We start from the raw sequence: 14,331 nt of genomic DNA on the forward strand, positions 1-14,331 counted from the left end.
TCACCGTTTGGCATCGGTGTGACCTGAGGACTGTGAGGTACTCCACAGGGCGTGGTTTCCTCCCTACACTTCGGATGCGCCCCAGTGGCGCGACGACGGGAGGAACGGGTGAAGAGTCCACACAGGTGGAGCATTGACGGTCCCCGCGCGCGCCGCGGTTCCGTACGAGGTGGCGTCATCGCGGCCGTGGTCGGGCTGCTGTGGCTGCTCGCGCCGGTCTCCGCGAACGCCGCGGACACGCTGTGCATGCCGACCCCCGAGTCGGGCTGCATCGCGGGCACGCTGCGTACGGAGGAGGGAGTCCTCGCCGACGTCGACATCGAGCTCACCTCGCCCTCCGGGGCCGAGGAGACGGTCACCACCAGCGACACCGGCAAGTGGAACCTCTCGGTCACCGAGGAGGGCCCGTGGCAGGTCACGATCGTCGAGGACACGCTTCCTGACGACGTGGAGACCGAGGGCAAGGTGACCGCCCGCGTACGCCTGGGCGCGACCGCCGCGGCCCTCATCGAGGTCCGCACCACCAACTACTCCTCGGAGCGCAGCTTCGCCGAGTACCTCGCGCAGAGCTCGGCCAACGGGCTGCGACTGGGCCTGCTGCTGGCGCTGGCCTCAGTCGGCCTCTCGCTGATCTACGGCACGACCAAGCTCTCCAACTTCGCCCACGCCGAGCAGGTGACCCTGGGCGGCATGCTGGCCTACGGCCTGGTCAACGTGGGTGGCCTCAACCTCTGGGTGGGCGCCGCGCTGACCGTGCTCATCTGCGCCATGACCGGGTGGACCCAGGACCGGGTCATCTGGCAGCCGCTGCGACGGCGCGGACTCGGCCTCACGCAGATGATGATCGTGACGATCGGGCTCTCGCTCGCGCTGCAGTACTGCTTCCAGTACTTCGTCGGCGCGGCCACCGTCCGGGTCGTCCGTGAGAACCCGGCCGTCACGGAGATCGGTCCGATCACCATGACCCAGCAGTCCTTCGCCGCCATGGCCATCTCGGTCATCGTGCTGGCGGTGGTCGGCTTCGCCCTGCTGCGCACCCGCATCGGTCGGGCGACCCGCGCCGTGGCCGACAACCCGGCCCTGGCGGCAGCCTCCGGCATCGACGTCGACAAGGTCATCCGCCTGGTCTGGACGGTCTCGGCAGGGCTCGCCGGTCTCGCCGGCGTGATGTACGCCCTGGTCACGAACGGCATCAAGTGGGACTCGGGCATGCAGATCCTGCTGCTGCTCTTCGCGGCCGTCACGCTCGGCGGACTCGGGACGGCCTTCGGCGCCCTGGTCGGTTCGCTGGTCATCGGCCTGGTGGTCGAGCTCGCCCCGGTCGTCGGCATCCCGGGTGACTTCAAGTACGCGACCGCCATGCTCATCCTGATCCTCCTCCTGCTGGTGCGGCCCCAGGGCCTGCTCGGCAAGGCGGAGCGAGTCGGCTAGAAGGGGACACCATGTCGATCGACGCAGAGGCTCGCAGCCTCACCGAAACGACCGAGTCGAAGCCCTCCGGGGCGCGCCGGGCGCTCGTCATCGCGGCCTCGATGCTCGGGGGCTTCGTGCTCCTCCTCCTGGTCGGCGAGTTCGTGCCGGGCGAGGCGGGCGCGATCGCCCGAGCCATGGCGCGCGAGGCGATCAGCCCGCAGACCGCGGCGGTGGCCATCGCCGTCATCGGCCTCAACGTGCACTTCGGCTTCACGGGCCTGCTCAACATGGGCCAGGCCGGCTTCATGCTCCTGGGCGCCTACGGCTTCGCCATCTCGCTGATCGAGGGCGTCCCGCTGGTTCCCGCGGTCCTGATCGGCCTGCTCGCCGCCGCCCTCTTCGGCCTGGTGCTGGGCATCCCGACCCTGAAGCTGCGGGGTGACTACCTGGCCATCGTCACCATCTCGGCGGCCGAGATCATCCGGTACGTCGGACGCTCGGCGCTGCTGACCGACGTGACGGGCGCCGCGCAGGGCCTCCAGGGCAAGCGCTACCGCGACCCCTTCACCGACCTCTCGTTCTTCGGTGACGGTGAGGCCAACATTCTCTTCCTGAACTACCAGATGACGGGCGTCAACGGCTGGTGGGTGCGCTTCGTCGCGTGGTCGCTGGTGGCGCTGTGCGTCCTGGTGGTCTTCCTGCTCGCCCGCAGCCCGTGGGGTCGCCTGTTGCGCGGCATCCGCGAGGACGAGTTCGCCATCATGAGCCTGGGCAAGAGCGCCTTCTCGGTGAAGATGCAGGCGCTGCTGATCGGCGGCATGCTCGGTGCGCTGGGTGGCATGGTCTACGTGCTGCCGGCCTCGGTGCAGCCCGACTCCATGGGTCGCGCGATGACCTTCTTCGCATGGACGGCGCTGCTCCTCGGCGGAGCGGCCACGATCTTCGGGCCGGTGCTCGGGTCGATCCTCTTCTTCACCGTGCGCATCTTCATCAAGGGCACGGCCGACGTGGTCGTTCCCAACACCATCATGAACAGCCAGCAGACCGAGCAGTTCTCCTGGATCGTCGTGGGTGTGGCGCTGATGCTGCTGGTGATCTTCAGACCCCAGGGCATCCTGGGCGACAAGAGGGAGTTGCGTTTCAATGTCTGAGAGCTCCAGTCCTCGCGTCGTCCACTCGGACCCGGCGGCTCGCCGAGCCCTGGTGGAGACCTTCGAGGCCAAGGCGGGTGGCTCCAAGCCCGACGCCATCCTGTCGGTCGACAACATCACCCGTTCCTTCGGCGGCATCACGGCCGTCGACGTCGAGCACCTCGAGGTCGAGCGCGGCATCATCACTGCGCTGATCGGCCCCAACGGTGCGGGCAAGTCGACCTTCTTCAACCTGATCACCGGCTTCGACAAGCCCACCTCGGCCGGCAAGGGTGCGCAGTGGAGCTTCGAGGGCAAGAGCCTCGGCAAGACCTCGCCGTCGAAGGTGGCGCAGGCCGGCATGGTGCGCACGTTCCAGCTGACCAAGGCGCTCAACCGCATGACCGTGCTCGACAACATGATGCTCGGGGCCACCGGCCAGGCGGGGGAGAACCTCCTCAAGGCCTGGATCAAGCCGCTGTGGTCGGCCCAGGAGCGTGAGGTCGAGGCCAAGGCGAAGGACCTGCTCCAGCGCTTCAAGCTGCTGGAGAAGAAGGACGACTACGCCGGCAGCCTCTCCGGTGGTCAGCGCAAGCTGCTCGAGATGGCGCGCGCGCTGATGACGGACCCCACGATGATCATGCTCGACGAGCCGATGGCCGGCGTGAACCCTGCCCTGACCCAGTCGCTCCTCGGCCACATCCAGAGCCTGCGGGACGAGGGCATGACCGTGCTCTTCGTCGAGCACGACATGCACATGGTCCGCCACATCTCCGACTGGGTCGTGGTGATGGCCGAGGGCAAGATCGTCGCCGAGGGCACCGCCGACGTGGTGATGAGCAACCCGGCCGTGATCGACGCCTACCTGGGCGCCCACCACGACGCCGACCTGGGTGACGACGCGTTGCTCACCGACGAGACCATGGCCCAGCTGGCCACGGAGGTGCAGAAGGAGGAGAGCGCCCATGAGTGAGGCGAGCTCGCAGCCGGTCATCGAGACCGAGAACCTGGTGGGTGGCTACCTGCCGGGCGTCAACATCCTCAACGGATGCACCATCCAGGCCTACCCCGGCGAGATGATCGGCATCATCGGCCCCAACGGCGCCGGCAAGTCGACCCTGCTGAAGGCGATGTTCGGCCTCGTCCAGGTGCACGAGGGCACGGTCCGCCTGCACGGTGAGGACATCACCAACGCCCGGACCAACCGTCTGGTCGAGATGGGTGTCGGCTTCGTGCCCCAGACCAACAACGTCTTCCCGTCGTTGACCATCGAGGAGAACCTCCGCATGGGGCTCTTCCTGCGCCCCAAGAAGGTCAACGAGCGGCTGGCCGCGATGTGGACCTCTTCCCGGTCCTCCACCAGCGGAGCAACCAGCAGGCCGGTGCCCTCTCCGGTGGTGAGCGACAGTCCCTGGCCATGGCGCGCGCCCTGATGATGGAACCGTCGGTGCTGCTGCTCGACGAGCCATCCGCCGGTCTGTCCCCGGTTCGCCAGGACGAGACCTTCCTCCGCACCCGCATGATCAACAAGACCGGTGTCTGCATCGTCATGGTCGAGCAGAACGCCCGCCGGTGCCTGCAGATCTGCGACCGCGGGTACGTCCTCGACCAGGGTCGTGACGCCTACACCGGCACCGGTCGCGAGCTCGCCGACGACCCCAAGGTGATCCAGCTCTACCTGGGCACCCTGGCCTCCGACGTGAAGACGAAGAAGGAAGGCGCCTGAGCCGAGCAGACCGCCACGGCTCGACCGCAGCGAAGCCCCGACCGCGTACGTGGTCGGGGCTTCGTGCTGCGGCGGGATGGCTGGGGACGTACGAAGGGCCCGGACCGAGTGGTCCGGGCCCTTCGCGCGGTGCTCAGGAGATCACAGCTGCTGCATGGTGCGTCAGCTGCTGGACTCGACCTCCGAGGCCCACTTGATGGTGTTGTCCTTCTGGAACTGGAAGATCCCGATGAAGGCCGAGGACGGGTCGTTCTTGTCGTTGATCGGGCCGATGCCTGCCGGACCGCGGTAGTTGATGTCCTTGCCGTCCTCGAGGAGCTTGACGCAGTCCTCGTAGGTGCTGCACTCCTCGCTGCCCTCGACGGCGCCGGAGACGGCCGCCAGGTTCTTCTGGATCGTCACCGAGGAGGTGTCGCCACCCTTGGTCGCGGCGAGCGCGGCCAGGATCACGGCGTGGTAGGACTCGGCACCGTAGGTGAAGTCGGTGAGGTCCTTCTTCTCGGCCGACTTGTACCAGCCCGACAGGTCGTCCTTGAACGTCTCGTCCGGGTTCGGGCCGGGGATGGTGCCCTGGGCGCCCTCGAGGGTGCCCTCGTCGAAGACCTCGCTGTAGTCGGCGGTGTTGCCGTCGGTGAAGTAGGTCTTGGACATGTCCCAGCCCTGGTTGGCCAGCTCGGGGACGATCGCCTTCGTCTCGTCGAACGCGAGGACGACGATGGCGTCGGGCTGCGTGTTGAGCGCTGCGGTCACCTCGGCCGAGAAGGTGGTCTGGCCGGCGGGGAACTCGTCGCCGTCGCCCTTGCCGCCGTAGACGACCTCGCCGCCCGCGTCCTCGATGGCCTTCTGGGTGAAGTTGCGCAGGCCGGTGCCGTAGGTGTCGTTGAAGACCAGGAAGGCGATCTTCTTGTGACCGTCGGTCGCGATCAGCGTGCCGAGGGCGGCACCCTGGATGGTGTCCGGGGGAGCGGTGCGGAAGTAGAAGTCCGAGTAGCCGCTCAGGTCCGTCGCGGTGTTGGCCGGCGAGATCTGGGTGATCTTGTTGCTGGTCAGCGTGTCGACGAAGTTCAGCGAGACGCTGGACGACGCGGCACCGATGACGACCGACGGCTTGGCCGAGACCATCTCGCCCGCGGCAGCGGTGGAGACGGAGAGGTCGGTGGAGTCACCGGAGTCCTCGATCTGGTGGCACGCGTCGGCGCCGCCGACGCCGCCCGCCGCGTTGATGTCCGAGACGGCCAGGCCGACGCCCGCGATCTCCGGCGGGCCGAGGAAGGCCAGGTTGCCGGTCAGCGGGAGGATGCCGCCCACCTTGAAGGTGTCGGCGCTGGTCACGTCGCCCTTGCAGACGTCGTTGGTGTACGAGGCGGCGTCTGCCTCGCCGTCCTTCTCGTTGTCGTTGGACTCGCCGCCACAGGCAGTGAGAGTGAGGGAGAGCGCTGCGGCCCCCGCCATCACCTTGAGCCACGATGGAGTGCTGGTGCGATTCACGTCGCGAACCTTTCTGGTCTGCACTGCTCAACTGATCCGACCCACGCCCGTCCCGAGGATGGGCCCAGTGCAGTCAATGTAGGGGTGGGTGGTGTGAGAGAGAACACGCGTCGCTCGTCGTTGCCGAACCGTTACCCATGGTCTGGACCCCCTCCACGCTCAGGACCGCACGGGTCCGCCGAACCGGAGTACCTACGGGCCCGATCCATGGGTACTCTGAGGGGCGGCGCGTCAGGGGGGCTCAGGCGCCGGGGTCAGTCAGTTTCGGAGGTGTGACATGTCGCGAGCGTCGGTGCTCATCCGTACCGCGACCGAGTCGGACGTGGTCGTCCTGCGTGAGCTGTGGAGCGACGTCCTGCGGTCGACCACGCGCGACGAGCAGATGGCTGACCTCCGCACCGTGCTCGGCACCGCCGAGGAGGACGAGGACTCCCGTGTCGTCGTCGCCGAGATAGACGGCCAGGTCGTGGGTGCGGTCCACCTGCGCGTCACGGTCGTCTCCACGCTCAACCTGGACCGCATGGTCCTGGCCTTCGCCCCGCACGTGATGCCCGGTCACCACCGTCGCGGAGTCGGCTCCGCCCTCATGGAGGCGGCCGCGTCGTTCGCGGAGGAGCGCGGCGTCGGGCTCGTCGGATCTGCGGCGCTGTCGGCGTCGCGGGACGCCAACCGCTTCTTCGCCCGCCTCTCGATGGGTCCCGTGGCCACGCTCCGGCTGGCCACCACCAACGGCCTGCGCCAGCGTCTCCCCGCCGCCCGCCAGGTGCGCAGCACCAGCGCCAGCGCCGTGTCGAGCGGTCGCCACATCGACCGGGTGCTGGCGGCGCGTCGCGGCCGGCGTTCGGCGCGCGTCAGTTCCTGAGGCGTACGCAGCCCACCGGCGCGCGGTCTCAGCTGCGCGGCGGGATGAGTGCGCAGGTGATGCGCGAGGTGCACAGGCGTCGCCCCTGCTCGTCAGAGATGACGACCTCGTAGCAGGCGCTCGTCCGACCCAGGTGCACCGCCGTCGCCACGCCGGTCACGGTGCCCGAGGCCGCCGAGCGGTGGTGGGTGGCGTTGATGTCGACGCCGACCGGGATCCGCTCGGGGTAGCCGTGCATCGCCGCGCCGATGGAGCCGAGCGACTCGGCCAGCACGACCGACGCGCCACCGTGGAGCAGCCCGTAGGGCTGGGTGTTGCCCTCCACCGGCATCGTGCCGACGATGCGGTCCGCGGTGACCTCGACGAGCTCGATCCCCATCTTCTCGTTGAGCGCACCCATCATGTCCTGCATCCCGGCGATCAGCTCGTGGGGCGGGCCGTCCTTGAGGCTCGGGTCGACGGCGTGCACGTTCATGGGGTGGTCGCTCATGCGCCCATTGTGCAGACCCGGTGGCCGGAGCGGGGCCGACCCCCAGGAACAGGAGAGACGTCGGTGGCTGCGGCTAGGGTTTCCGTCGTGACCGAGACGTCTTCGCGCCCCCGCCTCCTCCTGCTGGACGGCCACTCGCTGGCCTACCGCGCCTTCTTCGCGCTGCCCGAGGAGAACTTCTCCACCAGCACGGGGCAGCCGACCAACGCGGTCTACGGATTCACCTCGATGCTGATCAACGTGCTGCGGGACGAGGAGCCCACCCACGTCGCCGTGGCGTTCGACCTCTCGCGGCAGACCTTCCGCCTCGAGGAGTACTCGGAGTACAAGGCGAAGCGCAACAAGACCCCCGACGGCTTCAAGTCGCAGGTGCCCCTCATCCAGGAGGTGCTCGACGCGCTCCACATCCCGCACCTGGCGGTGGAGGGCTACGAGGCCGACGACATCATCGCGACCCTCTCCACCCAGGCGGTGGCGGAGGGCATGGACGTGCTGATCCTGACCGGTGACCGCGACTCGCTCCAGCTGGTCAACGAGCACTCCACGGTGCTCTACCCGATGCGTGGCGTCTCGGAGCTGGCGCGGATGACCCCGGAGGCGGTCGAGGCGAAGTACGGCGTCCCGCCCACCGCTACCCCGAGCTCGCGGCACTGGTCGGCGAGGACTCCGACAACCTGCCGGGCGTGCCGGGTGTCGGGCCCAAGACGGCCGCGAAGTGGATCACCACCTACGACGGCCTCGACAACGTCATCGCCCAGGCCGACGCGATCAAGGGCAAGGCCGGCGACAACCTGCGGGCCCACCTGGGCGACGTGATCCGCAACCGCCGGCTCAACGCGCTGGTGTGCGACCTCGCGCTCGACCTCTTCCCGGCCGACCTGGCCCGCCGGCCGTGGGACCGCCAGGAGGTCCACACCCTCTTCGACGGACTCGAGTTCCGGGTCCTGCGGGACCGGCTGTTCGAGTCCCTGACCTCGGTCGAGGAGACCGACGACTCCGGCTTCGAGGTCACCGGGCGCAGCCTGGCGCCTGGCGAGGTCACCGCCTTCCTCGACGAGCACGCCGGGGACACCGTGGGGCTCCACGTCCGTGGCGCCTGGGGTGCCGGCACCGGTCGCGTCGAGGGCCTCGCGCTGGCCGCGGGGTCGAGCCACGCGGCGTACGTCGACGTCGAGACCCTGACACCGGAGGACGACGCCGCCCTCGCGACGTGGTTCGCCGACCCGGCCCGGGGCAAGGTGCTCCACGACGCCAAGGGCCCGATCCTGGCGCTCGCCGCCCACGGCTGGCAGCTCGAGGGACTGGTCAGCGACACCGCCCTGGCGGCCTACCTGGTCCGGCCCGACCAGCGTTCCTACGACCTGGCCGACCTCACCGTCCGCTACCTGCGCCGCGAGCTCAAGGAGGAGAGCGACTCCGGCCAGGGACTGCTCTTCGCCGAGGACGACTCGGTCGCCGACAACGCGATGCTCCGCGCCCGTGCCGTGCTCGACCTGGCCGAGGCCCTCGCCGGCACGGTGGAGGAGCACGGGGGACGGCGCTGCTCGCCGAGGTCGAGCTGCCGCTCGTCCACATCCTCGCGCGGATGGAGCAGACCGGCATCGGCGTCGACCTCGACCACCTCACCGGGCTCGAGTCCGAGTTCGCGGGGGAGGTGCGCAAGGCGGCCGAGGAGGCCTACGCCGTCATCGGCAAGGAGATCAACCTCGGCTCGCCCAAGCAGCTCCAGGTCGTGCTCTTCGACGAGCTGGGCATGCCCAAGACCAAGAAGACCAAGACCGGCTGGACCACCGACGCCGACGCCCTGCAGCAGCTCTTCGAGAAGACCGAGCACCCGTTCCTGCTCCACCTGCTCCGCCACCGCGACGTCACCCGGCTGCGCCAGACCGTGGAGGGGCTGCTCAAGACCGTCGCCCCCGACGGACGCATCCACACCACGTTCAACCAGATCATCGCGGCGACCGGCCGCCTCTCCAGCACCGACCCGAACCTCCAGAACATCCCGGTCCGCACCCACGAGGGGCGCCGGATCCGCGAGGCGTTCGTGGTGGGCGAGGGCTACGAGTCACTGATGACGGCCGACTACTCGCAGATCGAGATGCGCATCATGGCGCACGTCTCCGAGGACGAGCTGCTCATCGAGTCGTTCCGCTCCGGCCAGGACTTCCACTCGACGACCGCCTCGCGCGTCTTCGAGGTCGCGCCCGAGGAGGTGACCTCCGAGATGCGCGCCAAGATCAAGGCGATGAACTACGGCCTGGCCTACGGCCTGTCGGCGTTCGGGCTCTCCCAGCAGCTCAAGATCGAGCCGTCCGAGGCGCGACTGCTCATGGAGGACTACTTCGAGACCTTCGGGGGAGTGCGCGACTACCTCCAGGGCACGGTCGACGAGGCCCGTCGGACCGGCTTCACCGAGACCCTCATGGGCCGTCGCCGCTACCTGCCCGACCTCACCAGCGACAACCGGCAGCGTCGGGAGATGGCCGAGCGCATGGCGCTCAACGCCCCGATCCAGGGGTCGGCCGCCGACCTGGTCAAGGTCGCGATGCGTGGTGTCGACCGCGCGCTGACCATGTCCGGGCTGGCCTCCCGGATGCTGCTCCAGGTGCACGACGAGCTCGTCCTCGAGGTGGCCGACGGGGAGTCCGAGGCGCTGGAGGCTCTCGTACGCGAGCAGATGGGCGCCGCGGCCGACCTGCGGGTCCCGCTCGACGTCTCCGTCGGCACGGGCCGCAGCTGGCACGACGCGGCCCACTGACGCAGGTCTGCTGACGCGGGTGCGCCGGTGACGGCGCTCAGACCAGGGCGTCGGACTCCACCGGCGTCACCACCGGCTTGCGCACGAGGTAGTAGCTGACCGCGACCAGGAGCGTGAGCAGCGAGCCGATCACGAGCATCACCCAGGTGAGCAGTCCTTCGACGCTCTCGGCGGTGAGCCCGCCGGCCACCAGCACGGCCAGGGCCGCCCACACGACGTAGGAGGAACGCTGGCCCTGACGGGCGAGCACCGAGTAGACGACGAGGTGGAGCAGCGCCAGCATCGTGCCGAGCAGCGCGAAGATCCAGAGCTCGCCCTGGATCTCGGCGAACTCCTGGCCGCCGACCAGGGAGAGCACCAGCGGCGAGGCGATCGCGACGGCGCCGGTGCACAGCAGCCCCAGGCCGGAGACGGCGAAGAGGCTGCGGGTGAGGGCGCGCGTCCGCTCCCCGGCAGTGGCCATCGCCGGGAAGGCGACGACGACGACGAACTGGGGCAGGAAGGTCAGCATCTTGGCCAGGATCAGCCCGCCGGCGTAGAGGCCTGCCTCGTGGCCGTCGAGGGTGTTGCGCGCGACGATCACGTCGACGTTGGAGAGCGCGAAGAAGGCCAGCAGCGCTTGGGAGTTGTGCACCATCTCGCGCAGCACGGCGGCCCCGGAGTGTGAGTCGCTGCCCTCGCCCGCGCCGCGTGAGCCACGCAGGATCCACCAGCCCAGTGCCACCGGGACCAGCGAGCCGAGCACGACGGCCAGGAAGGCGATGAAGGCGCTCGGGTTCCACGCCATCAGGGCGACGCCGATGACCAGCCGCGGCACGCCGCTGGCCATGTAGACGACGCCGAGGGGCAGCCATCGTCGCTCGCCCTGGAGGATCCCGAAGTAGCCCCCGGCCACCGTGAGCGGGACGGCCGCGACGGCGATCAGGAACGACAGGGCGAGGTTGTCCAGCTTCAGCACCCGGTTGACGACGGGCGCGAGCAGCAGCAGCGAGAGGCCCAGACCCCACGCGACGCGCCACGAGATGCGCAGGATCTCGGCCTCGATCTGGGCCACGCTCTCCGGGTGTGCCGAGATGCGGCGGGCACCGGTGGCCTGGAGCCCGAGGGCACCCACGCCGATCACCAGCAGCAGGTTCATCGAGGCCGCGAGCACGCCGTACTCGCCCGGGCCGAGCATCCGCGCCGCGAGCATCGTGAGGCCGTAGCTGCCCACGTTCATCACCACCATGGCGATGGCGATGCCGAGGCCCGTGCTCATGACGGCCCTGGCGTTGCGGGTCAGCGAACTCACCGGGCGAGTCTAGGCACACCGCCTACCCGTGGGTAGGGGATGGGCCGGACGAGGGTGGCGCGGCAGACCTGCGCACGTGAGACAGAGCACGTCCATCGTGCTTCAATGTGGCGGTGGCAGCGACAGAGGTGACCGGGGTCGACCCGTCCGTGCGCCAGGTGAAGGATGCCCAGATCTCGTCGCTGACGGGGATGCGCGGCTTCGCCGCCATCATGGTCGTCGTCATCCACACCGCCGGACGCACCGACTACCCATGGCTGGGTGTGCACGGCTACGGGCCGATCGCCCTCTTCGTGCTCTCGGGCTTCCTGCTCTACCGGCCGTTCAGCCGCTGGGTGCTCGGCATCGGGCCGATGCCCTCGTTGCGCAACTACTCGATCCGCCGCGTCCTGCGCATCTTCCCGGCGTACTGGGCCGTGCTGCACGTCTGGTACTTCATCTACCCCGCGGCCGTGCCCAGCTCCTTCGGGCAGTACCTCAAGGAGCTCACCCTCCTCAACACCCTGCAGTACTTCGGGCTCACCCAGGGGCTCCAGCAGGCGTGGTCGATGGGCACCGAGCTGACCTGGTACGTCTTCGTCCCGGTCCTGGCCACCCTCACCTTCCTGGTCATGCGGGTCGTCCCGGCCCGTCTCCGGGTCAGGGTGCACGTGTGGATGCTGCTGACCTCCCTGCCCATCTCGGCAGGGTGGATCTGGTTCGTCCACGACGGCGCCCCGTGGCAGAGCGCCGGCATGTGGCTGCTGAAGTACCTCGTCTGCTTCACCTTCGGCGCCCTGGTCGCGATGGTCATGGAGGCCGAGCGCGCCGGGATGATCGACATCTCCCGTGGTCGTCTGCTCATGGAGGACCCGTGGTTGTTGCCCCTCCTGGCGTTCCTCTTCGCGCTCATCGGCACCTCGCAGTTCGGTGGTGAGCACGACTTCGGCTTCCTGAGCCTCTCGGAGGAGCTGACCCGTGACGGGTGCGCGTTCGGCCTCGCCGCGACGCTGCTGCTGATCGCGGTCTTCTCGCCGCCCGACGCACCCTTCAACCGCTTCCTGGCGACCCGGTGGATGCAGGCCAGCGGTCGCTGGTCCTACGGCATCTACCTGTGGCACCTGCCGCTGATCGTGATGCTGTACGAGGACTACGCCTTTCCCGAGGGCTTCCTCGGCCTGGTCGTGTGGCTCATGGTGATCCTCCCGATCTCGTACGCCCTGGGTGCCGCGAGCTACGCCTGGGTCGAGACGCCGGCCATGACGCTGTCGAAGCGGCTCACCCCCTCGAGGCCGAGGGGCGGCGCCCGCGCCGCACGCCGGGGCACCGCCCCCGCCGAGCTCGCCGACTCCCGTGGAGGAGCTGCGCAGTGACCACCGACGTCGACGCGGCGGAGGCGCTGCGGATGGCGCGGGCCGTCGTCGGTCTCTACGGCGACCCCGACGTGACCTGGGGCATCTCCCTGGAGGCGACCTTCGAGGCTCCCGTGGACCTCACCGAGGTCGACGCCAGGATTGCCGCACTGGTCGCTGAGCACCCGCACCTCGGCGTGCTCCCCACCCTTCAGCGCGTGGCGCCCCAGGCATGGGCCGACGAGCGCGAGCGCAGTGCCAGCGCGCCCTTCGGTGACGACGGGCTCCTCGTCCGCCTGCTGGCGTCGGAGGATGCCACGAGGTTCTTCGTCACCGCCCACCACGGCGTCTGCGACGGCCTCGGCCTGATCGCCGTCATGTCGGCCGTGGTCGGGCGGCCGCTGACCTCCTCGGCCCGCGGAGTGGGTGACCGAACCTCGTCGCAGAGCTTCCTTGTCTCCAGCGTGTTGCGGCTGGGAGAGGCGCTGCTCGCGCCGCCGGCCCGCTTCTCCGGCGAGGGGGACCCCGCTGCGGCCGGGCGCCCCGAGCGGCTGCACCAGGTCGACGAGCCCACCGGCACCGTCAACGGCGTGCGGGTCTGTGCCGCCCTCAACTCCATCCACGCCGCGTGGCCGCGGCGACGCACGAGCGGCGGGCGTCGTTTCCTCGTCGTCATGGGTGCCTCACGACGCGTCCCGGGGGAGACCGCCCCCGACCGGCAGACCGCGTACTTCCGCATCGCCCTGAAGCCGCAGTGGGGGCTCGCCGAGGTCAAGCGCGCGCTGCAGGAGGCCGAGCCCGAGCCCACCTTCCCGAGACCTCCGCCGGAGGGATCGGCCCGATGGTCACCCGGGCGCTCAAGAACCGGCTCGGTTACACGGTCAACGTCAGCAACCTGGGCATCGTGTCGGGGGAGGGGCTGGCCTCGATGGCCATGTTCCCTGCCGTCAACGGTCCCCAAGCCGTGGGCGTCGGCCTCGTCTCGACCTCGCACGGGTCGACGGTGTCGCTGCGGACGCGACGCACCGACTTCTCCGACGACGAGGCGCAGCGCCTGCTGCGCCTCGTAATGGAGCGGGTGTCGGCGACTCAGTAGGGGTCGTAGGGCGAGTCGTGCCCGACCAGCCGCGCCACGGGGCGCAGGCGCAGGCGCAGCAGCACCTTGATGAAGACGTTGCGGATCCACCACGGCATCTCGGCCAGGATCCGCAGCCGGTCGGCACGCGTGGGCCGGCGCCGGCGGAAGAGCGCCTGGGAGTTGCTCCGACGCTCGTAGGCGATCTCGGAGGAGAAGAGCACGTGGCGCAGGATGCCCAGCGTCACCCCGATCGACGAGAAGCAGTCGTGGATCACGATGGCGCCACCCTCGGGCAGGTGCACGCTCCACCTGAGGTCGTCGGAGAGCGTCCAGTAGTCGTGCTTGCCGTCGATGTAGAGCATGTCGAACGCGGTGGTCCACGTCGGGCGCAGCGCGGTGCTGTAGTCCTGCACCAGCTCCACCACGTCACCGAGGTCGTTGGCCGCGATGTTGCGCTCGAACTTCTCCTTGGTCGACAGGCCGCCGAAGAGCTTGCCCTCGACGAACGGGTCGACGGCCAGGACCGTGCCGCCCTTCGGGCGCAGCGCCTCGCCCAGGATCACGGTGGAGCGTCCCTGGTGGGAGCCGATCTCCAGGACCTTGGCCCCCTCGCCCAGCTGGGTGGCCTCGTCCCACAGGATGCGGGCCTGCCCCTCCTTCAACCAGCCGGGCACGTCGGAGACCGCTGCCCACGCCTGGGCGAAGGTCAGGGACGCCGAGCCGCGCTCGCTGGGCACGTGCGGGACATCTGCGTGGGACATTCG

The 14,331-nt window shown here is 69.4% G+C and carries 11 protein-coding genes and 2 pseudogenes; 9 read left to right on the forward strand and 4 right to left on the reverse strand.

The annotated features are described in order from the left end of the window. Positions 1-108: 108 nt before the first annotated feature. The 5 genes and pseudogenes from E2C04_RS07165 to E2C04_RS19530 all read left to right on the forward strand — a co-directional run bounded on the left by E2C04_RS07165 (position 109) and on the right by E2C04_RS19530 (position 4,269). Positions 109-1,431: a branched-chain amino acid ABC transporter permease gene (locus tag E2C04_RS07165; RefSeq protein WP_202977927.1), complete on the forward strand. Its 1,323-nt coding sequence runs from the start codon at positions 109-111 to the stop codon at positions 1,429-1,431. Positions 1,432-1,442: 11 nt separating this feature from the next. Continuing rightward, positions 1,443-2,564 (forward strand): branched-chain amino acid ABC transporter permease, encoded by a 1,122-nt coding sequence (locus tag E2C04_RS07170; RefSeq protein ID WP_202977928.1) that lies wholly within the window; start codon positions 1,443-1,445, stop codon positions 2,562-2,564. Next, entirely contained in the window at positions 2,557-3,516 is a 960-nt protein-coding gene (locus tag E2C04_RS07175; RefSeq protein WP_135832097.1) for an ABC transporter ATP-binding protein, read from the forward strand. The genes E2C04_RS07170 and E2C04_RS07175 overlap by 8 nt, the downstream gene beginning before the upstream one ends. Positions 3,517-3,619: 103 nt before the next feature. Continuing rightward, positions 3,620-3,954, forward strand: a pseudogene (locus tag E2C04_RS19525) (ATP-binding cassette domain-containing protein); the annotation flags it as partial. 6 nt (positions 3,955-3,960) lie between these two features. Next, positions 3,961-4,269: an ATP-binding cassette domain-containing protein gene (locus E2C04_RS19530; protein ID WP_238694564.1), complete on the forward strand. Its 309-nt coding sequence runs from the start codon at positions 3,961-3,963 to the stop codon at positions 4,267-4,269. A gap of 162 nt (positions 4,270-4,431) precedes the next feature. On the opposite strand, the gene E2C04_RS07185 is transcribed toward E2C04_RS19530, so the two are convergent. After that, entirely contained in the window at positions 4,432-5,757 is a 1,326-nt protein-coding gene (locus E2C04_RS07185; protein ID WP_202977929.1) for an ABC transporter substrate-binding protein, read from the reverse strand. A 277-nt stretch (positions 5,758-6,034) separates the two neighbouring features. Between E2C04_RS07185 and E2C04_RS07190 the strand changes: the two genes are divergently transcribed. Next, positions 6,035-6,619: a GNAT family N-acetyltransferase gene (locus E2C04_RS07190; RefSeq protein WP_135832098.1), complete on the forward strand. Its 585-nt coding sequence runs from the start codon at positions 6,035-6,037 to the stop codon at positions 6,617-6,619. 28 nt (positions 6,620-6,647) lie between these two features. Here the strand turns inward: E2C04_RS07190 and E2C04_RS07195 are convergent, their stop codons facing one another. Next, positions 6,648-7,109, reverse strand: a complete 462-nt coding sequence (locus E2C04_RS07195) for a hotdog fold thioesterase (RefSeq protein ID WP_170213495.1) — start codon at positions 7,107-7,109, stop codon at positions 6,648-6,650. Positions 7,110-7,196: 87 nt separating this feature from the next. Here E2C04_RS07195 and polA point away from each other — a divergent pair. Next, positions 7,197-9,867, forward strand: a pseudogene (polA, locus tag E2C04_RS07200) (DNA polymerase I). 37 nt (positions 9,868-9,904) lie between these two features. Here polA and E2C04_RS07205 read toward each other — a convergent pair. Then, positions 9,905-11,158: a lipopolysaccharide biosynthesis protein gene (locus tag E2C04_RS07205; RefSeq protein WP_135832099.1), complete on the reverse strand. Its 1,254-nt coding sequence runs from the start codon at positions 11,156-11,158 to the stop codon at positions 9,905-9,907. A 113-nt stretch (positions 11,159-11,271) separates the two neighbouring features. On the opposite strand from E2C04_RS07205, the gene E2C04_RS07210 reads away from it, so the two are divergent. Continuing rightward, on the forward strand, positions 11,272-12,510 hold the full coding sequence (locus E2C04_RS07210; RefSeq protein WP_135832100.1) for an acyltransferase family protein: 1,239 nt from the start codon (positions 11,272-11,274) through the stop codon (positions 12,508-12,510). Beyond that, positions 12,507-13,559 carry a hypothetical protein gene (locus tag E2C04_RS07215; protein WP_135832101.1) on the forward strand — a complete coding sequence of 351 codons (1,053 nt, stop codon included), beginning with the start codon at positions 12,507-12,509 and terminating at the stop codon, positions 13,557-13,559. Before E2C04_RS07210 ends, E2C04_RS07215 begins: the two co-directional genes overlap by 4 nt. 19 nt (positions 13,560-13,578) lie before the next feature. Here the strand turns inward: E2C04_RS07215 and E2C04_RS07220 are convergent, their stop codons facing one another. Then, positions 13,579-14,328, reverse strand: coding sequence for a class I SAM-dependent methyltransferase (locus E2C04_RS07220; RefSeq protein WP_135832102.1), 750 nt, complete (start codon positions 14,326-14,328; stop codon positions 13,579-13,581). Between the last annotated feature and the right edge of the window lie 3 nt (positions 14,329-14,331).

This window comes from Nocardioides daphniae, assembly GCF_004777465.1.
GTDB lineage: Bacteria > Actinomycetota > Actinomycetes > Propionibacteriales > Nocardioidaceae > Nocardioides > Nocardioides daphniae.